Below are 21,594 nucleotides of genomic sequence, written 5' to 3'. Positions count from 1 at the left end.
TTTCTAAGTACCCCACAAACGAAAATTAAATAGTATTTTTGTTACTAAAACCTAGAAACATGCAAATATCAGACACCTCACTACAAACCAGAATTGAAGAGTGGTTATCACCAGTTTTTGACCAGCAAACTCAAGAAGAAATCACCAACTTACAAAAGCAAGATGCAGAAGGATTAAAAGAAAGCTTTTATAAAGATCTGGAATTTGGAACCGGTGGTATGCGTGGTGTGATGGGTGTGGGAACCAATCGCATTAATAAATATACGTTAGGAAAAAGCACACAAGGATTAAGTAATTACCTAAAAAAAGTATTTGCTGGCGAAGAAATTAAAACAGTAATTGCTTATGATTGTCGTAATAATAGTGATACTCTTGCAGAAGTGGTGGCCAATGTATTTTCTGCCAATGGCATTAAAGTATATCTATTCTCTAGCTTACGACCTACTCCAGAACTTTCGTATGCCGTAAAAGAATTAGGATGTCATTGTGGTATTGTATTAACGGCTAGCCATAATCCACCAGAGTATAATGGATATAAAGTATATTGGCAAGATGGTGGTCAATTGGTACCTCCACAAGATGGTGAAATCATTGCAGAGATTAATTCTCTGAATTATGCTAACATTCAGTTTGATACAAATTCAGATCTTATTCAAAAGATCGATACAGAAATTGATGTTCCTTTTATAGAAAACAGTGTAAAAAACGGAAGTTTTGCTGCTGATCAAAAGGCCAAAGACAATACCACTATTGTATTTACTTCTTTGCACGGCACATCTATTACTGCTGTTCCAGACACTTTGAAAAAAGCTGGATATAAAAATGTACATATTGTAAAAGAACAAGAGGTGCCTGATGGAAATTTTCCGACAGTAAAATCTCCGAATCCCGAAGAACCAGAAGCATTAGCCATGGCTATGGAATTAGCGAATAAAGTAGGCGCAGACATTGTTATCGGTACAGATCCTGATTGTGATCGTTTAGGGATTGCCGTTAGAAATACTGCTGGAGAATTGCAATTACTCAATGGAAATCAAACCATGATTGTAATGACTTGGTTTTTATTAAAGCATTATAAAGAAAAAGGATTGCTAAAAGGCAATGAATTTATTGCCTCTACTATTGTATCTACACCTATGATGAAAAATCTAGCTACGGCCTACGATGTATCATATATGGAAGTACTTACAGGATTTAAATGGATCGCAAAATTGATCAAAGATTTTCCTGAAAAGCATTTTATTGGTGGTGGAGAAGAAAGTTTTGGATATATGGTTGGGGATTTTGTGCGTGATAAAGACGCAGTTACCTCTACTCTATTAGCTTGTGAAATTGTAGCATACACAAAAGCTAATGGTAGTTCTTTCTATGAAGAACTGTTAAATCTATATGTGGAGCATGGTTTTTATAAAGAAAATCTGGTTTCACTAGTCAAAAAAGGAATTAAAGGAGCTGAAGAGATTAAGCAGACCATGATTGATCTTAGAAACAATCCTCCTACTCATGTAAACAATGAGAAAATCGTTCTTATTGAAGATTACCAGACAAGTATTGCAACGAATGTTTTGGATAGAACAGAAAAGGCAATCGACATTCCAAAATCCAATGTATTAATTTTTTATACAGAAGCTGGAAGTAAGATAGCAGCAAGACCAAGTGGTACCGAACCGAAGATTAAGTTTTATATGAGTGTACAAGAAACGCTTGACGATTTGTCAGCTTTTGATACTGTGGAACAAAAACTGAATACTAAAATAGCAACCATCAAAAAAGATTTACAAATAAATTAACGACGGTTTTTACCGTCTCTAAACATTGAATGGATTACTTTAAACAAATTCTTCGCTTTGCGAAGCCTTATAGAATCTATGCTGTTTTAAATATAATTTCTAATATTTTTTACGCATTATTCGGAACTTTAGCAATGGTTTCATTATTCCCGATGCTAAGTGTTTTATTTGATAAAACCAAAAGAGTACATGAAAAACCAGAATGGTTAGGAATTTTTAAGGTTAGAGAATATTCTGAAAGCTATTTGAACTATTTTGTCACTCAAAAAGCAGAACAAGGAAATGAAGATGTATTAATTTTTATGGTAATATTGGTAATAAGTATGTTCTTTCTCAAAAACATCTTTAGTTACTTAGCCATGTATTTCATAACATTTTTAAGAAACGGTGTTCTAAAAGATATTAGGAATGAACTATATGAGAAAACCGTTGACCTACCACTATCTTACTTTTCCGAAAAACGAAAAGGTGATACCATTGCAAGAATTTCTACAGATGTTTTAGAAATTCAACATTCCTTTCTTTCCATACTGGAACTAATTGTTAGAGAACCCTTAATGATTCTTTTTACAATTTTTGCTATGTTATTAATAAGTGTTAAGCTTACTATTTTTGTTTTTGTCTTTATTCCAATTTCAGGTTTTCTAATATCTCTTATTGGTAAGAAGTTAAAAAAACATTCTGATCAAGTACAACAGGAACAAGGTTTTTTTCTTTCGATTGTTGAAGAAACACTTGGCGGTCTTAAAGTAATTAAAGGGTTTAATGCAGAGAAGATTTTTGGAAAGAAATTTGGAGATTCTACATCAAGGTTTTACAATTATTCCAATACTTTATTAAATAGGCAAAATCTAGCCTCTCCCACTAGTGAATTTTTAGGAATTGCGGTCATAGCAATATTATTATGGTTTGGAGGGCAAATGGTACTCGTTGAAAAAACCCTTGATCCAAGTCTTTTTATAGTTTATATGGGACTTGCATATAACATACTCACACCTGCTAAGGCTATATCTAAAGCAAGTTATGGTGTAAAAAGAGGAAACGCAGCTGCAGAACGTGTATTGGAAATCCTTAATACCACATCTCCACTAGAGGACAAGCCGACTGCAAAACAGAAAGATGATTTCACCTCTGATATTGTCTTAGAAAATATATCTTTCAAATATGAAGATGAATATGTACTGAATGATTTTACACTAAAAGTTCCAAAAGGGAAGTCTGTCGCTCTTGTTGGGCAATCAGGAAGTGGTAAATCTACCATTGCTAATCTAGTCACCAGATTTTATGATGTAAATAAAGGTGTTATAAAAATAGATGATATAGACATCAGAGATCTTAGTAAAAATTCTTTACGAGGATTGATGGGTTTGGTTACTCAAAAATCAATACTTTTTCATGATACAATAAAGAATAACCTTTTAATAGGAAAACCAGACGCAACTGAAGAGGAAATGATTGAAGCCCTAAAAGTAGCAAATGCATGGGAGTTTGTTAAAAACAAACCTCAGGGAATTAATTCAATAGTTGGAGATAGTGGTGATAAACTAAGTGGTGGCCAACAACAAAGACTATCAATAGCCAGAGCTGTATTAAAAAACCCTCCGATCATGATCTTAGATGAAGCTACCTCTGCGCTGGATACAGAAAGTGAACGATTAGTACAATCGGCATTAGAAAATATGATGAAGAATCGAACAAGTATTGTAATTGCGCATAGACTATCTACAATACAAAATTCGGATTTAATCGTTGTAATGCAAAAAGGAAAAATTGTAGAACAAGGTACTCATGCGGAGCTGATTGCCAAAAACGGTGCTTACCAAAAATTGGTAACCATGCAATCTTTCGACAGTTAAACAAACTGATTATCAAGTATATAAAAACAAAAAAGAGCGTCTCCACGCTCTTTTTCTTCACACAAATCATCTTAATTTAGGGGCTTAATCTAAAATTAAAACTCACTTTTATAAAAACTTTCACTTTGGGGGAAATGAAAGCACTAACTCATTTTCACTTTGTAAAGATACAACTCAAATTCGAATACACAAACTTTTTTGTGTATTTTATCTAAAAAAAATGCATTTTAACATTTATAAATATCTAAAAAGTTTATTTTGTAATTTATTTCCTACAACATGAGTAAATAAATACAAGTATGCATCTCAATAGACCAAAATAAAAAAGAGCGTCTCCACGCTCTTTTTCTTCACACAAATCATCTTAATTTAGGGGCTTAATCTAAAATTAAAACTCACTTTTATTAAAAACTTTCATCTTGGGGTTTAATGAAAGTACTAACTCTTAATTACACTGTAAAGATACTACTATTTTTCATTTAAACAAATTTTATAAGCATTTTATCTAAAAAAAAGGCTTTTTATCTTTGTTTAAAAACCAAAAATTATAATTAAGTAGTATTTTTCTTACTTTTTTATAATCATTAGATTGATGCGTAAATTTAAATAAACATCAATAAAACAAAAAAGAGTGCCTAATAGCACTCTTTTTCGAAACAAATCATCTTTAATCTAGGGGGCATTTTATAAAATAAAAACTCAACTTTTAAAAAACTTTTTCATTTTGGGGGAAATGAAAACTTTAACTCATAATTACATGACAAAGATAAGAGTTATTTTTTAATTTCCAAACAAAAAACGTTTTTTATCTAATTTTAACGTATTTTATCCATCTAACACAACAATATTCCTACATTTTCCTACAAAAAATAAATTTAAATACACATTAAACCTTTTTTACGTAATTTAGTCTAAGAGTAAATTAACGTATGTTACCACTAACCGTTTAAAACTATAATTTGCTTTTGAATAGTATAGAAGAAGAAAACCTACTTACAGCATTACAAACTGATAAGGATATCAATCAAGCTTTTGCAAAACTCGTTTCATTATATAAGGAACGACTATATTGGCATATCCGAAATATGGTAAAAAGTCATGATGATACTGATGACGTCCTTCAGAATGTATTCATTAAAGTGTATAAAAACATTAGTAAATTCAAGGGAGAAAGTAAATTATACTCATGGATGTATCGTATCGCTACAAACGAATCCATTACGTTTTTAAACCAGAAAGCAAAGAAATATAATATCAGTAATGAAGAGTTACAACAGCAACTAATTCAAAACTTAGAAGCTGATGTCTATTTTGAAGGTAATGCTATACAGCTTAAGTTACAAAAAGCAATTGCACAATTACCTCAAAAGCAGCAACAGGTGTTTAATATGAAATATTTTCAGGAATTGAAATACAAAGAAATGTCTGATATTTTAGAAACCAGCGAAGGAGCATTAAAAGCTTCTTACCATTTGGCTTCTAAAAAAATAGAAGAATTCTTAAAAACCAATTAAACCTTTTTACTTTTACATCGTCTTATATATAGTGAAAAAGAATAATCTACATAACGACAAACAAGGATTTAAAATCCCGAAAGACTATTTCGATACTTTCGAAGGGAAGCTTTTTGATAAAATTGCTAAGGATAAAGAAGCATCTTCTATTCTTTCAGATGATTTAAAATCAGGCTTTACAGCACCAGAAGGTTATCTAAACAACTTAGAAGAACAGTTATTAGATACACTAGCAATACATAAGGAAGATTCTCCTTCTCTAGATCTAATTTCGAAAAATAGTTTCACTACTCCTGGTAACTATTTTGAAACAGTAGAAAAAAATATTTTAGAAAAGACTGTTACCAAAGCCAATGCAGAACCAAAGGTGATATCATTGGTATCTCGTAAGAATATAGTATATGTAACAAGTATAGCAGCTATGATTGCAATTTTAATTTCAGTGGTGCTTCCTTCAGATAAAAAAATTGAAGATGCTTTCGGGAGTGTAGCAATTGCAGACATCCAACAGTATTTTGATGATGGTAACGCAGAGTTTAGTGACTCGGAAATAGCGGAATTATTAGATGAAGAAATTAGTTTAACTGATACCTTCGTAGATGAAGAGATTAGTGAAGAAGAATTAGAATCTTATCTTTCTGATGAAGAATTGTCGGATGATATCATATACACAGAATAAGAGAAAGCATGAAACAAACAATAAAAAATATTTGGATTTACGAAAAGGAAATGAACCGTCGTTTCCATGTAATCTCTAAAACAAGATATTAAAACATGAAAAAGATATTACTATTATGCTTAGTTATTTTTACCGTTAATTTCTCATTTGGTCAAAGAGGACCAAGAGGAAAAGTAAAAGCATTAAAAATCGCATACATTACAGAACAGTTAGATTTAAGTACTAAAGAAGCTCAGCAATTTTGGCCCATCTATAATGAGCACGAAGAAGCTATGGAAAATCTAAAGAGAAATGAACGTAAATCCATACGCGCCATAAAAGAAGCTAATGGTCTAGAAAATATCAGTGAACAAGAAGCTGAAGATTTTTTGACTAATTATGTATCCACCGAAGAGAAAAAATTCTTAGCACGTAAGCAGTTAATTAAAAATCTAAGTAATGTAATCCCAAATAAAAAGATTCTAAAACTGGTAAAAGCTGAAATGGATTTTAACAAACGACTTTTAAAACAATTACGAGATAGAAGAAGAGCAAATCAGTAAATGATTTTACAATAACATATACGAATAGGTAAATGGAAACTTTATTTCATTTACCTTTTTTATTTAAAAGATACTTTTGCTATTCTATTTTTACCTGCAGCGATAGCGATACTATCATTTATAAAACGAATGGTATAAAAACTTTCTTTACTCACTTCTTTCCAAGTATTTCCAGCATCATTAGAAATTGAGATTCCGGTAAAACCAACAGCTACCATTTCTTTACCACCACTATTAGGAATATACCTTATACAACTTTTATACCCTGCTCCTACTCCATCTGCAATAAGTTTCCAGCTTATACCTCCATCATTTGTAATAGCTTTATTTTGCGAGTTGTCTTCTGGTTTTGTGTAATCGCCTCCATAAATAATTCCTGTGGTTTCATTATAACAATCCATAGAATACGCTCCTGTTGTTTCTTTTCCTTGTATTATAGGAGTATCGTATACAATCCAAGTATTTCCTTTATCACTAGAATAAAACACTCTAGAAGCCATTCCACCAGAAACAATCCAAGCCTTATTCGCTAAGATCTTAATATTTCCATTACTTGCAGCAAAGGCCGCTTCCCCTTTTACTGCTTTTGGTAATTGATCACATGAAATTTTAGTCCAGTTTTCTCCTCCATCTCTAGTAATAATTATCGATAAGCAATTTTCTGTAGGATCGCCCATCGCGATACCTTCATTATCATTCCAAAAGGCAATAGCATCATAAAAAACTTTTTCATGTTCTTCTTTGTAAACTAGTTTCGTTTCGCCAGTTACTTTATTCATTTTGTACAAAAGTGCTGGAGAAGCAATACTGAGCAAAAAATAATGAGTATTTGTACTTGCAACTGCTCTGAATTGAATCTTTTCCCCTTCAAATTCTAACGTACTCACTTTTTTCTTTCTTATATCAAAGTTTTCTTCTATTTGAAATATTCCATACATACTATTACTACCAGCAAAGAAAACCTCATCATTTAAAACTGTTACTGCCCGAATACTAACAGAATCTGTATAAAAAGGTGTGACTACAATCTCAGAAAAATTGTGAGCAACCACTTCAGATTCTTTAGGTTTACAGCTTATAAAAAAGAATATAACTGATATCGACAGTAAAAATCTCATACCCAATATTTTTGATCAAATATAATACTATTCTAAAGCAAAGAGTTACCTTTGCATCCCTTAAAAAAAGAAAGGATGCGTTTACATAGGAATTTGGTATTTGCTGTAATTGATGGACTCAATGAAATTTTTAACGAGGATGCTTATGCTGATAAGGTAGTTCAAAAATTATTAAAGCGTGATAAGAGATGGGGATCTCGAGACAGGAGTTTCGTTGCTGAAACTACCTATGACATTGTACGTTGGAAACGCTTATATGCTGAGATAGCAAATGTTTCTGAACCTTTTACTAGAGAAAATCTTTGGCGAATATTTGCTGTTTGGGCCACCTTACGTGGAATCACATTACCTGATTGGAAACAAATTGGTCCAACACCAACAAGACGTATCAAAGGACGATTTGATGAACTCAGTAAAATTAGAAAGTTTAGAGAATCCATTCCTGATTGGATGGATGCATTGGGTGAAAAAGAACTTGGATCTATTTGGGAAAAAGAAATAGCAGCACTTAATGAACAAGCCCCTGTTGTACTAAGAACAAATACATTAAAAATTTCTAGAGATAAGCTTAGAGGCATTTTAGAAGATGAAAATATCGACACAACGTTTATCAAAGGTTACCCATTTGCATTACAACTTACAGAAAGAGCCAATGTATTTTCTACAGAAGCTTTCAAAAAAGGATTGTTTGAAGTTCAGGATGCTTCTTCTCAGCTAGTCGCTAATTTCTTAGATGTACAACCAGGACAGAGAATTGTAGATACTTGTGCTGGAGCTGGCGGAAAGACATTGCACCTTGCTGCACTAATGGAAAATAAAGGTCAGGTAATTGCCATGGATATCTATGGTAATAAACTAAAGGAACTTAAAAGAAGAGCCAGAAGAGCAAGTGCTCATAATATAGAGACTAGAATAATAGAAAGTTCTAAGGATATCAAAAAACTTCATAACAAAGCTGATCGTGTGCTCATTGATGCTCCTTGCAGTGGATTAGGAGTATTAAGTCGAAATCCTGATGCCAAATGGAAATTGCAACCAGAGTTTCTACAAAAAATAAAGCAAACACAATCTGAAATATTAGAGAGTTATGCTAAAATGGTAAAACCAGGAGGAAAACTAGTGTACGCTACTTGCTCTATCTTACCTTCTGAGAACCAAGAACAAGTTAAAACTTTCTTAACCAAAGAAATAGGAAAAGAATTTACCTTTGTAAAAGACAAAAAAGTACTTTCATCTGAATCAGGTTTTGATGGATTCTATATGGCATTGCTAGAAAGAAAATAACTCAACTTACGTAACAAACAATGAAAACAAAACTACTTCTTATTGCGCTTTGTACATTTTGTATAGGGTTTAGTCAGGTTCCCACTGGATATTACAATTCAGCTACAGGATCTGGATATACATTAAAAACGCAGTTAAAAAATATTATTGATAGTGATAATGATGGATTATCTCCTGAGTTTCAATCAACAGATCCTGGATATAGTGGATTGTACACTACTTATGTGGCATCAGATTCGGATTCGTATTATGAAAACAATGGAAGTGTACTAGACATGTATTCAGAAAACCCTACAGGTGCTGATGATTACGAATATACTCACTTTACAGATCAAGACCCTGGAACTGGAGGAACTTCAGAAGGAGAATTTTATAATAGAGAGCATATCATTCCGCAATCTGTTTTTAATCAGGTTACTCCGCAACGCTCGGATGCCCATTTTGTCGTTCCATCAGACAAATTTGTTAATGGAGCTCGTGGTAGTTTTCCTTTCGGAAGAGTCGAAACAGCTAACTTAACTACAACAAATGGTTCTAAAAGAGGTAATAATCTAAACTCTGGTTATTCCGCAGGATATACAGCCACTGTTTTTGAACCTATAGATGAATTTAAAGGCGATATTGCAAGAATGCATTTTTATTTTGCAACTCGTTATGAAGATGATGTAGCTAGTTATTCATATAGTATGTTTAATGGAACTAGTGATCAAGTTTTTGATCAAACATTTTTAAACATCCTTATCACTTGGCACAATCAAGATCCTGTATCTACTAGAGAGATGGACAGAAATAATGCGATTTTTGGTAGACAAAATAATAGAAATCCATTTATTGATCATCCTGAATACGTGGAAATGATCTGGAGTTCTACAATTGATTCAGAAGCACCATCGGTACCGACTAATGTGATGGTTTCTAATGAGACGTCTAATAGTATTGATTTGTCCTGGACAGCATCTACAGATAATATAGCGGTAACGGAGTATGATGTATATGTAAATAGTGTTTTTAATAAATCTGTCTCCTCTACAACCACGACAGTTAGCGGTTTAAACTCAGAAACCACATATGCTTTTACCGTTTTGGCAAAAGATGCTGCAGGAAATGAATCTTCCCAAAGTACTTCTGTAAATGGAACTACATTAGTAGGTGGAACTGGCGGAACTGATTGTGCAACAGAAACATTTAGTAATATCGGAGCTGCTTCTAGTTCATATGCTGAACGTATGTGGACTGGTGATGACGGTGGAGAATGGACTGCTACAGATGCCAGAACAGATCAAACATTAACAGGAAACGCAATTACTATTAGAAATGGTGAACTAACATCTTCTTCTATTTCTGGAGGAATCGGATCCTTAACCGTAACTACGCTAAGAGCTTTTAGTGGTGGCTCGGGAACATTTAATCTTAGAGTTAACGGAACAGTAGTAGGAACAATACCTTATGGCGATGTCCAAGAAACGACCACTATAAATAACATTGATGTTACTGGAAATATTATAGTTTCTTTTACAGATAAAGCCACAACAAGTGATAGAGTAATTATTGATGATTTATCTTGGAGTTGTTATGACCCTACACTGGGTACTGATGATCTTAACTTGGAAAAACTTGTTACAGTATATCCAAATCCATCTTCGGACAGAAGTATAACAATAAATACAGCAAATATTACTGGTACTGAAATAAATGTTTATGACATTACCGGGAAGTTGTTATTTTCAAAGAAAAATTTATTAGGAAACACCCAAATATCCGATCTTCCACAAGGAATGTTATTGGTAGAAATAATTTCTTCCAAACGGAGTATTACTAAAAAAGTACTGATACGATAATAAGAAAAGCGGCTAAAGAAAGCCGCTTTTTTATTTCTTTAAGGATTGTTTAAAATTTAGTGAATAACTCCATAATTCAACTGAAGTTTTATATAACACTTTCTATAGAAAAGTAGTAAATTTGCAGCTTATTAAAAACAACTCAAAGTCTGGGAGCATGATCCATTTCTTCGGAAACCAAAATGAGAAAGTATTTGCAGTACAAACTACTGATGAAATCTCAACAGAAAATAATAAAAAGTTAAGCTGGTTATTTGGAAACCAACCTAAGATATCTACGGCGTCTATTGACGCTTTTTTTGTTGGTCCTAGAGCCGCTATGATTACTCCATGGAGTACAAATGCGGTTGAGATTACCCAAAATATGGGGATCTCAGGAATCATTAGAATAGAAGAGTTCAAAGCGGTTGATTCCAATTTTTCTGATTTTGATCCTATGCTTTCTCAAAAGTATAATCGTCTAGATCAAGATATTTATACTATAGATATTAAGCCAGAAGAAATTTTAGAGATCGAGGATATTGATGCTTATAACAAAGCCGAAGGGTTAGCATTAAGTCCAGATGAAGTTGAATACCTTGAAGAAGTTGCTAAAAAAATTGGAAGAAAACTTACCGATTCTGAAGTGTTTGGTTTTTCTCAAGTGAATTCTGAACACTGCAGACATAAAATATTCAATGGAACTTTTGTTATAGATGGAGAAGAAAAACCTACATCTCTATTTAAATTAATTAAGAAAACTTCAGAGACCAATCCTAACGATATTATCTCTGCTTATAAGGATAATGTTGCCTTTATTAAAGGACCAAGCGTAACGCAGTTTGCACCAAAAAGTGCTGACAAGCCAGATTTTTACGAAGAAAAAAAGTTTGATAGTGTCATTTCATTAAAAGCAGAAACCCATAATTTCCCAACCACTGTTGAGCCTTTTAATGGTGCTGCTACAGGTTCTGGAGGAGAAATCAGAGATCGTCTAGCGGGTGGAAAAGGATCTTTACCACTTGCAGGAACTGCTGTTTATATGACTTCTTATTCTAGATTAGAAGAGAATCGCCCTTGGGAACAGGCTATGGACGAAAGAAAATGGTTATACCAAACACCTGTAGATATTTTAATTAAAGCTTCCAATGGAGCTTCAGATTTTGGAAACAAATTTGGACAACCTTTGATTACGGGTTCGGTACTTACTTTTGAGCATGAAGAAGATGCACGAAAATTAGGATTTGATAAAGTAATCATGCAAGCCGGTGGTATAGGATACGGAAAAAATGAACAAGCATTAAAAGATCAACCGGCTACTGGAGATAAAATTGTTATTCTGGGTGGAGAGAACTATCGAATTGGTATGGGAGGTGCGGCAGTATCCTCTGCTGATACAGGTGAATTTAGTAGCGGTATCGAATTAAATGCTATTCAGCGTTCTAATCCCGAAATGCAAAAACGTGCTGCCAATGCTATTAGAGGAATGGTAGAAAGTGATGTTAACACCATCGTTTCTATTCATGATCATGGTGCTGGTGGACATCTTAATTGTTTATCAGAATTAGTAGAAGAAACAGGTGGTCATATTGATTTAGATAAATTACCCGTTGGAGATCCAACACTCTCTGCAAAAGAAATCATTGGTAATGAATCTCAGGAAAGAATGGGGCTTGTTATCGGACAAAAAGATATTGAAACTTTAGAACGTATTGCAGAAAGAGAACGTTCTCCAATGTATCAAGTTGGTGACGTTACTGGTGATGATCGTTTTACATTTCAGTCAAAAACCAAAGGAGATACTCCTATGGATTTGGAACTAAGTGATATGTTTGGTAGTTCTCCTAAAACGATCATGACTGATAAAACTATTGATCGTAACTACAGCAGTATTACATATCAAAACGAAAATATAGTAAACTATCTCGAACAGGTATTACAACTGGAAGCAGTTGCTTGTAAAGATTGGTTAACAAATAAAGTAGATCGTTGTGTAGGCGGAAAAGTAGCCAAGCAACAGTGTACAGGTCCTCTTCAGTTACCGCTAAATAATTGTGGAGTCATGGCATTGGACTATACATCTAAAGAAGGTATTGCCACTTCTATAGGTCACTCCCCTATTTCAGGATTAATAGATCCAGAGGCTGGTAGTAAAAACTCTATTGCTGAAGCACTAACAAATATTGTTTGGGCACCACTTAAAGATGGATTACAATCGGTATCACTATCTGCTAACTGGATGTGGCCTTGTAAAAACGAAGGAGAAGATGCCAGACTTTATAAAGCCGTAAAAGCTATTTCTGACTTTGCTATCGATTTAGGAATTAATGTACCTACCGGAAAGGATTCTCTTTCTATGAAACAAAAATATCCTAATGAAGAAGTAATCTCTCCTGGAACAGTAATTATATCGGCTGCTGCTAACTGTAATGACATTTCCAAAGTAGTAGAACCTGTTTTTAAGAAAAATGAAGGGAACATCTATTATATAAATCTATCTCAAGATACTTTTAAACTTGGAGGATCTTCTTTTTCTCAAATCGTTAATAAAATAGGTACTGAAGCTCCTAGTATAAAAAACCCGGAGAATTTCAAGAATGTATTTAATACAATTCAAGGATTAATACGAGACGGAAAGATTGTTGCCGGTCATGATGTAGCTTCTGGAGGATTGATTACTACATTATTAGAGCTATGTTTTGCAGATATCAACTTAGGAGCGAATATTGACCTATCTAAACTAGGAGAACAAGATTCTATAAAGGTACTTTTTGCAGAAAATGCTGGTATTGTTTTCCAGAGTACTACTAATGCGGATATAGAAACCGTTTTATCTCAAAATAATATCGAATTCTTCAAGATTGGTAATGTTACAAATAAGGCTTCCTTAAGAATTACAAATGGGGATGATACACATACACTTGAAATAGAAAGTTTACGAAAAACCTGGTATAAGACCTCTTATCTTTTAGATCAAAAGCAAACTGCAAATAATCTATCGGAAGATCGCTACACGAATTTCTCGAATCAGCCATTACAATACGAATTTCCAAAACATTTTACTGGAAAACTACCTGTAATTGATGCTTATAAACCAAGACCGAAAGCAGCTGTGATTAGAGAAAAAGGAAGTAATTCGGAGCGTGAAATGGCCAATGCCATGTATTTAGCTGGTTTTGATGTAAAAGATGTACATATGACCGATCTCATCTCTGGACGTGAAACATTAGAGGATATACAATTCATTGGAGCTGTAGGAGGATTTTCTAATAGTGATGTCTTAGGATCAGCAAAAGGATGGGCGGGAGCTTTTCTTTATAATGAAAAAGCAAACAACACATTAAAAAAATTCTTCGAAAGAAAAGATACACTATCTGTAGGTATATGCAATGGTTGCCAGTTATTTATGGAACTAGAAGTTATTAACCCTGATCATAGTGAGCATGGAAAAATGCATCATAATGATTCTCATAAGCATGAGAGTAATTTTACTTCTGTAAAAATACAAGAGAATAATTCGGTTATGTTATCATCATTAGCTGGAAGTACACTAGGTGTTTGGATTTCTCATGGAGAAGGTAAATTCCACCTCCCTCTTTCTGAAGATCAGTATAATATTGTTGCTAAATATGGTTATGATTCCTATCCTGCAAATCCAAATGGATCAGACTATAATACAGCTATGATGTGTGATAAAACCGGGAGACACCTGGTAATGATGCCACATATAGAACGTTCCACATTTCAATGGAACTGGGCTAATTATCCAGATGGAAGAGCAGATGAAGTATCGCCTTGGATAGAAGCGTTTGTAAATGCTAGAGAATGGATTGCAAAACAATAAAAACTATAGTTTAGCTTGCTATAATTAATTGTTTAAAAAAGTTAGGGTTTATTTTAATATAACTGTTATTAACATATAACAGTTCTTTGGATCTTCACACGAGCTCCTTAATTGTTATATACTTTACCAAAGTATAAATAACTATTTTTAAAACCTAAAAACGTAAACCGTGAAAAAATTACTACATACTTTATTTTTTTTGGTTTCAGCCCTATCTATTACTCAAACAAAACCAACCTATAGCAGAGCTAAAATCACCTATAATTCTAAGGCTAATTATAAAATCCTTATGGATGCAGGAATTCCTATGGATCATGGCCAGCACAAAGAAGGAATCTTCATTATTTCAGATTTTTCTAAAGAAGAACTTGATATCGCACGAAATCTAGGATATAAAGTAGAAATCCTAATCAAAGATGCCGAAGCAGATTTTCTTGAGAGAAACGAAAGAGCTAAATATAAAAAAGCAGTTCAAAATCCTACTTGCCCTTCAGGAAATGAGACAATAAATAATTATCCCACTCCTTCAAATTTTGCATTAGGATCTATGGGTGGATACCTTACTTACCAAGAGATGCTAGATAATCTAGATGCGATGAGAAACCAGTATCCCAATCTAATTTCTGCAAGAGCAGATATCGGCACATTCGTTACCAATGGAACTCCAGATAATTCAGTAACTCCTTCGATAGGCGGTAATACCATCCAATGGGTTCGCATATCTGATAATCCGGATGTTGATGAAAACGAATCAGAAATTTTATATGATGCTATTCATCATGCCAGAGAGCCTGCAAGTCTCTCTCAATTGATTTATTATATGTGGTATCTTCTAGAAAATTATGACTCTGATCCAGAAGTGAAGCAAATTGTTGATAACACCGAATTATATTTCGTTCCAGTCATAAACCCTGATGGATATCTTTATAATCAAGTAACTAATCCTAATGGAGGTGGTCTTTGGAGAAAAAATAGGTTTAATACACATGGTGTTGACAACAATAGAAACTATGACCATTATCCAAATGGAAATGCTGCTAATGCTACATGGGGAGGTCCCGGATCTTCTAGTAGTACCAGTGCTCAGACATATCATGGGACGAGTGCCTTTTCTGAAGTAGAAAACCAAGCAATGAAATGGTTTACAGAGCAACATGAGTTTGTGATTGCATTAAATAACCATACATTTGGCGAACTATTATACTTTCCTTATTCTTATGCTGATAATACCCCTACTCCCGATGAAGATATATTTATCGCAATTGGTGCTGAACTTACTTCTCAAAATGGATATAGTCCACTAAGAGACGCTCCTTTTTCTGGAGATAGTGATGATTTTATGTACGGAGGAACTACACAACCTCATAATAAGATATTTTCTTTCACACCAGAGGTTGGAACTTCATTTTGGCCCGCATCTAATCAGATAGATGGAATTTGTAAAGAAATGATGCATCTCAATCTTACCGCTGCAAAAATGACTAACAACTACGCACAGATAGAAAGTAATGGGAGCATTTTTGTAGGAGACAATTTAATTGTTAACGCTGATTTTACATTAAAAAGATTAGGAATTACTGGAAATGGAAATTTCACTGTAACAATTACTCCCATATCATCAAACATTGCTAGTGTAGGAAATCCAAAAAATTACACAAACACTCAGATAGGTACAGATATATCAGATAGCATAGAGATTGTCCTAGACAATTCTGTTAATACAAATGATGACATAGAATATATAATTCATGTAGATGGAGGTTTATTAACCGAATCCATTCGGGTTACCAAAAAATTTGGAGCATTACAACAAGTAGTTAATAATGATGCCAGTGATATAAATGACTACACCCAATCTGGCTGGTCTACAACTACAACTACATTTGTTTCATCTAACAGTTCTATAACAGAATCACCTACAGGAAACTATGGATCTAATCAAAATAAATCTATAGAACTTTCACAAATGATTGATCTCACAGATGCTACTGCCGCAAATGTTCAATTCTATGCGAAATGGAATATTGAAAATAATTGGGATTACGCTCAGTTTGAAGTATCTATAGATGATGGGGCTTCTTGGATTCCCCAATGTGGTAAATTCACCAATTCTGGAAGTACAAATGCGGGACAACCAACAGACGAGCCTTTGTATGACGGCGTACAAAATAACTGGATACTAGAAGAGATTAGTCTTAGTGATTACTTGGGCGAAACCATAAGAGTTAGATTTCAATTCGTATCAGACGACCAAATTGAACAAGATGGATTCTATTTTGATGATCTAATAGTCAATATTTTAAATCCAAATGTTTTGGATGTTGAAGAAAATTTATTGTCAGCATTCAAAGTCTTCCCAAATCCTGCAAAAGACATGCTAACCATTACACCTGCTAATGCAGGAGATTACAATATTTATATAAGAAATATATTGGGGCAAGAAGTGATGAGTAGGAATCAAATGACAGGAACACAAGAGTTTAATATTTCGAACCTTAGATCTGGACTATATTTTTTAAATATTGAAGTTTCTGGAAACACAAAAACCGTTAAAATTATCAAACAATAATAAAACTTGGTATCAACTTCAGATTATCCATTTATCCTTTTGATTACCAAAAGAAACCCTAATCTCATTAAACAAAATTCTAAAATCAATGAAAACAGTACTTTTCATATTGATGTCCTTTGTTTGTTGTTTTGCAATAGCTCAGGAATCTTCCGTTTATAAAAAAGTTAAAATTAAATATAACAACGTTTACAATTACAGACTTTTAGAAAAAGAAGGGATTCCTATGGATCATGGAATTCATAAACAAGGAGTTTTTATCATTTCAGATTATTCTGAAAGAGAAATAGAAATTGTTAAACGTCTTGGTATAGATTTTGACATTTTAATTGAAGATGTCACATCAGATTTTCTTAAAAAAAATAAAGTTGCTAAAATTCAAAACGCAACTAAAAACCTTTCTTGTCCAACAGATAACAACCCTATCATCACATACCCTACACCTTCAAATTTTAGTTTAGGGTCTATGGGAGGATATCTGACATATCAGGAAATGTTAGATAATCTGGACGAAATGCAAACCAAATACCCGAATCTGATAACCGCTAGAGCTGATGTAGGTACTTTTTTAACTAATGGAACTCCCAATAATAGCGTCTCACCATCAATTGGGGGAAATGCTTTGCAATGGGTTCGAATTTCGGACAACCCCGATACAGATGAGCCTTCTGAACCAGAAATATTATACAATTCAATACATCACGCTAGAGAACCTGCAAGTTTATCACAGTTGATTTACTTTATGTGGTATTTACTAGAAAACTATGAAACTGATTCAGAAATCAAAGCAATCGTGGATAATACGCAATTGTACTTTATACCTGTGGTAAACCCAGATGGATATCTGTATAATGAGCTTACAAACCCAAATGGTGGAGGCTTATGGAGAAAAAATAGGTTTAACACCCATGGTGTAGATAATAACCGAAATTATGATCACTACACAGATGGAACAGCAGCTACATCCACCTGGAACACTGTTGGAACGTCTAATGATACCTCATCTAATATTTATGCAGGTGCTAGTGCATTTTCGGAAGTAGAAACGCAAGCTATGAAATGGTTTATAGAACAGCATAATTTTACAATATCTATGGATAATCATACTTCTGGCGAATTACTATTAATGCCATATGGTTATGAACCCAATAACCCGACACCAGAAGGAGATATCTACCAAACAATTTCAGAAGAATTAGTATCACAGAATAATTATAGCAACATTCTTATCACTGATTTAACTGTTGCTGCTGGTGGAAGTGTTGATTATATGTACGGCGGTACCGTAAGACCTCATAATAGAATTTTTGGATTTGCACCAGAAATAGGAACTTCATTTTGGCCTACATCTAATCTAATCGATGGTATTTGTAAAGAGATGATGTATCTAAATATTACTGCAGCTAAAATGACTCATAATTTTGCAAAAGCGCAGAGTAATCAGACAGAATTCATAGGTGATAACACAACTTTTAATGCAGATTATACTATAAATCGTTTAGGACTTAATGGCAACGGTAATTTTACTGTAAGCATCGTTCCTATAAGTGGCAATATCCAAAGCGTTGGAGCTTCTAAAAGCTACACTAATCTTACCATAGGAAATCCTATCAATGATCAAATAACCATCAATTTAAACAACACTATTGATGCGGGAGATGAAATCGTTTATGATATAGAAGTGAATGGAGGCATCATCAAGCATACAACAAGGGTAACTCAAAAATTTGGTTCTTTTCAGGCATTGGTTGACAATAATGCCGATACTCTAAATGATTTCACAGGAACTGGATGGGACACTACCAATACCACATTTGTATCTGCTTCATCCTCTATTACCGAATCGCCAAGTGGTAATTATGGTTCTAACCAAAACAAAATAATCGAACTTGATCAGAGTATTGATCTTACCAACGTTATTGCTGCAACTATTCAATTTTATGCCAAATGGGATATTGAAAATAATTGGGATTATACTCAGTTTGAAGTATCTATAGATAATGGAGCTTCTTGGATTCCACAATGTGGTAAATTTACTAATTCTGGAAGTAGTAATGCAGGACAACCTACTGGAGAACCTTTATACGATGGCACCCAAACTGAGTGGGTATTGGAAGAAATTAGTCTGAGCGATTATCTTGGAGAAACTATAAAAGTTAGGTTTCAATTCGTATCAGATGATCAAGTAGAACGAGACGGTTTTTACTTTGATGATCTCGTTATAAATACCTTAAATCAAAACACATTAGATATTGAAGAAAACGTATTGTCTGAATTTACAGTATTCCCTAATCCTCTAAAAGACATACTAACTATTACACCTAACGCTACAAGTAATTTTAATATTCAATTGAAAGATGTAGTAGGCAAAGAAGTAATGACAAAAAAACAAGCTTCTGGAAATCAAGAATTTGATCTTTCAAAATTAAACGCAGGATTATACTTTTTAACGATTGAACTAGGAGAAAGTGTAAAAACTTTTAAAATTATAAAACAATAAAAATTCAATTAAAACCCATAAAAATTAAGGAGTTATCAAAAGATAGCTCCTTTTTTTATATATTAGGGTTGTGTATTGTTATATTTTTTATAATTTGCGAAACTATGCACGCATAGTAGTTTTTAAAATTCTATTGTATTTAAAAAGTAAGAGAATTTTAAGTAATAAACCAAAAATTTTGTGCAACTTTATAATAACGGTTACAGTTATGTTTATAAGAACGTACCAAGTGATCGAAGTTCTTTAAAACAGAGTAAAACTATCTGAAAAACGTATGAATACAATTACTAGATTATTTGATTTTCCACATTATCAATTAGAGAAATATAACCTAGACAAAGCCCTAATCACCAAATACAATGGCGAATGGGTGGCTACTTCAACGAAAGAATATGTAGAAAAAGCAAATCAGATCAGTCGTGGTCTTTTACGATTAGGTGTAAAACCAAATGATAAGGTTGCTATTATTTCTTCAAATAATAGAACCGAATGGAATATTGTAGATATCGGTGTATTACAAATTGGAGCTCAGGATGTACCTATCTACCCTACTATCTCTCAAGAAGATTACGAATATGTATTAAATCACTCTGAATCTATGTATTGCTTCGTGTCTGATGACGAGGTTTTACAAAAAGTAAATAACATCAAAGGAAATGTTCCTTCGCTAAAAGGAGTATATTCTTTTACTGACCTTGACGGTTGTGATAGTTGGAATAAAGTTTTAGAACTTGGAAAAGACGACAGCAATCAAGAAGAGGTAGAAAAAATAATGGCGTCTGTAAAAGAAGACGATCTAGCAACTTTGATTTATACTTCCGGAACTACCGGAAGACCAAAAGGTGTAATGCTAAGCCATAAAAACGTAGTAAGCAATGCATTGCATAGTTCTACAAGATTCCCAATTGTAGACGGAGAAACAAAAGCATTAAGTTTCTTACCTGTATGTCATATATATGAAAGAATGTTGATGTATTTATATCAATACAGAGGAGTTGGTATTTACTTCGCAGAATCACTAGAAACAATTAGTGATAATTTAAAAGAAGTAAAACCAGATGTAATGACTGCGGTTCCTAGATTATTAGAAAAAGTATATGATAAGATTATTGCTAAAGGAACAGATCTTACTGGAATCAAAAAGAAATTATTTTTCTGGGCTGTTGAATTAGGTCTTAAATATGAGCCATACGAAGCCAACGGTTGGTGGTATGAAAAGAAACTAGGAATAGCGAGAAAACTTATATTCAGTAAATGGCAAGAAGCTTTAGGAGGGAATCTAAAAGTAATTGCTTCTGGTAGTGCTGCATTACAATCTCGACTTGCCAGAGTATTTAACGCTGCTGGAATCAGTGTGATGGAAGGCTATGGATTAACCGAAACATCTCCTGTAGTATCTGTAAACGATGTACGCGATAGAGGTTTTAAAATAGGTACTGTAGGAAAAATGATTCCCGAAACTGAAGTTAAAATTGCAGAAGACGGAGAAATTCTTGTAAAAGGTCCTCAAGTGATGATGGGATATTATAAGGATGAAGAAAAAAGTAAAGAAGTGTTACAAAACGGATATTTCCATACTGGAGATATTGGAGAAATAGATGGTGAAGGTTTCTTACGAATTACAGATCGTAAAAAAGAGATGTTCAAAACTTCTGGAGGAAAATATGTTGCTCCTCAAGTAATCGAAAATGCTATGAAACAATCTCGTTTTATAGAGCAAATTATGGTCATTGGAGATGGAGAAAAAATGCCGGCTGCTTTCGTTCAACCTAATTTTGAATTTGTAAAGGATTGGGCCACGAGAAAAGGAATTTCGATTGGTGCTACTCATGAAGAAATTGTTTCCAACCAAACAGTAATTGACCGTTTCCAAGAAGAAGTAGACGAACATAACGAAAAATTCGGAAAATGGGAACGCATCAAAAAGTTTGAACTAACTGCAGATGAGTGGAGTATCGATGCTGGACACCTTACTCCTACTATGAAATTAAAAAGACGTGTAATCAAGGCAAAATACCAAGATTTATACGCTAAGATTTATGGCTAATTCAATTCACTGATTACAAATGTATGGTGTAAAA

General features: G+C 33.5%; 12 protein-coding genes. 11 read left to right on the top strand and 1 reads right to left on the bottom strand.

Annotation, left to right across the window (positions count from 1 at the left end):
- The first annotated feature begins 59 nt into the window (after positions 1–59).
- From ABD077_RS20010 to ABD077_RS19990, 5 genes are all read left to right on the top strand, one after another.
- On the top strand, positions 60–1,790 hold the full coding sequence (locus ABD077_RS20010; protein WP_343914006.1) for a phospho-sugar mutase: 1,731 nt from the start codon (positions 60–62) through the stop codon (positions 1,788–1,790).
- 29 nt (positions 1,791–1,819) lie between these two features.
- Positions 1,820–3,646: an ABC transporter ATP-binding protein gene (locus tag ABD077_RS20005; RefSeq protein WP_343914005.1), complete on the top strand. Its 1,827-nt coding sequence runs from the start codon at positions 1,820–1,822 to the stop codon at positions 3,644–3,646.
- 974 nt (positions 3,647–4,620) lie between these two features.
- Positions 4,621–5,160 (top strand): RNA polymerase sigma factor, encoded by a 540-nt coding sequence (locus ABD077_RS20000; protein WP_299608097.1) that lies wholly within the window; start codon positions 4,621–4,623, stop codon positions 5,158–5,160.
- A 31-nt stretch (positions 5,161–5,191) separates the two neighbouring features.
- A complete protein-coding gene (locus ABD077_RS19995) occupies positions 5,192–5,839 on the top strand; it encodes a hypothetical protein (protein ID WP_343914004.1) in 648 nt (215 codons plus the stop codon).
- A 95-nt stretch (positions 5,840–5,934) separates the two neighbouring features.
- On the top strand, positions 5,935–6,381 hold the full coding sequence (locus ABD077_RS19990) for a sensor of ECF-type sigma factor (protein WP_343914003.1): 447 nt from the start codon (positions 5,935–5,937) through the stop codon (positions 6,379–6,381).
- 59 nt (positions 6,382–6,440) lie between these two features.
- On the opposite strand, the gene ABD077_RS19985 is transcribed toward ABD077_RS19990, so the two are convergent.
- Positions 6,441–7,499, bottom strand: coding sequence for a WD40/YVTN/BNR-like repeat-containing protein (locus ABD077_RS19985; RefSeq protein WP_343914002.1), 1,059 nt, complete (start codon positions 7,497–7,499; stop codon positions 6,441–6,443).
- Positions 7,500–7,574: 75 nt separating this feature from the next.
- Here ABD077_RS19985 and ABD077_RS19980 point away from each other — a divergent pair, with 75 nt between their 5' ends.
- The 6 genes from ABD077_RS19980 (at position 7,575) to ABD077_RS19955 (ending at position 21,560) form a co-directional block, all read left to right on the top strand.
- Complete coding sequence (locus tag ABD077_RS19980; protein WP_343914001.1) at positions 7,575–8,783, top strand: RsmB/NOP family class I SAM-dependent RNA methyltransferase; 1,209 nt, start codon at positions 7,575–7,577, stop codon at positions 8,781–8,783.
- 20 nt (positions 8,784–8,803) lie between these two features.
- Positions 8,804–10,621: an endonuclease gene (locus tag ABD077_RS19975; protein ID WP_343914000.1), complete on the top strand. Its 1,818-nt coding sequence runs from the start codon at positions 8,804–8,806 to the stop codon at positions 10,619–10,621.
- 157 nt (positions 10,622–10,778) lie between these two features.
- On the top strand, positions 10,779–14,444 hold the full coding sequence (purL, locus tag ABD077_RS19970; RefSeq protein ID WP_343913999.1) for a phosphoribosylformylglycinamidine synthase: 3,666 nt from the start codon (positions 10,779–10,781) through the stop codon (positions 14,442–14,444).
- A 169-nt stretch (positions 14,445–14,613) separates the two neighbouring features.
- Positions 14,614–17,013 carry a M14 family metallopeptidase gene (locus ABD077_RS19965; protein WP_343913998.1) on the top strand — a complete coding sequence of 800 codons (2,400 nt, stop codon included), beginning with the start codon at positions 14,614–14,616 and terminating at the stop codon, positions 17,011–17,013.
- A gap of 88 nt (positions 17,014–17,101) precedes the next feature.
- The gene (locus ABD077_RS19960) at positions 17,102–19,513 is read left to right on the top strand and encodes a M14 family metallopeptidase (protein ID WP_343913997.1); all 2,412 of its coding nucleotides are present in this window, start codon (positions 17,102–17,104) and stop codon (positions 19,511–19,513) included.
- 274 nt (positions 19,514–19,787) lie between these two features.
- Positions 19,788–21,560: an AMP-dependent synthetase/ligase gene (locus tag ABD077_RS19955; RefSeq protein ID WP_299607625.1), complete on the top strand. Its 1,773-nt coding sequence runs from the start codon at positions 19,788–19,790 to the stop codon at positions 21,558–21,560.
- Positions 21,561–21,594: the final 34 nt, after the last annotated feature.

This window comes from Aquimarina litoralis, from assembly GCF_039523995.1.
GTDB lineage: Bacteria > Bacteroidota > Bacteroidia > Flavobacteriales > Flavobacteriaceae > Aquimarina > Aquimarina litoralis.
Note: the sequence above shows the minus strand (reverse complement) of the source record. Positions and strands in the feature narration are given on the sequence as shown.

Bases quoted from the DNA above. Each gene is read 5' to 3' on its own strand.
- ABD077_RS20010 (WP_343914006.1), top strand. From the start codon at position 60: ATGCAAATATCAGACACCTCACTACAAACCAGAATTGAAGAGTGGTTA.
- ABD077_RS20005 (WP_343914005.1), top strand. From the start codon at position 1,820: ATGGATTACTTTAAACAAATTCTTCGCTTTGCGAAGCCTTATAGAATC.
- ABD077_RS19990 (WP_343914003.1), top strand. From the start codon at position 5,935: ATGAAAAAGATATTACTATTATGCTTAGTTATTTTTACCGTTAATTTC.
- ABD077_RS19985 (WP_343914002.1), bottom strand. From the start codon at position 7,499: ATGAGATTTTTACTGTCGATATCAGTTATATTCTTTTTTATAAGCTGT.
- ABD077_RS19980 (WP_343914001.1), top strand. From the start codon at position 7,575: ATGCGTTTACATAGGAATTTGGTATTTGCTGTAATTGATGGACTCAAT.
- ABD077_RS19975 (WP_343914000.1), top strand. From the start codon at position 8,804: ATGAAAACAAAACTACTTCTTATTGCGCTTTGTACATTTTGTATAGGG.
- purL (WP_343913999.1), top strand. From the start codon at position 10,779: ATGATCCATTTCTTCGGAAACCAAAATGAGAAAGTATTTGCAGTACAA.
- ABD077_RS19960 (WP_343913997.1), top strand. From the start codon at position 17,102: ATGAAAACAGTACTTTTCATATTGATGTCCTTTGTTTGTTGTTTTGCA.
- ABD077_RS19955 (WP_299607625.1), top strand. From the start codon at position 19,788: ATGAATACAATTACTAGATTATTTGATTTTCCACATTATCAATTAGAG.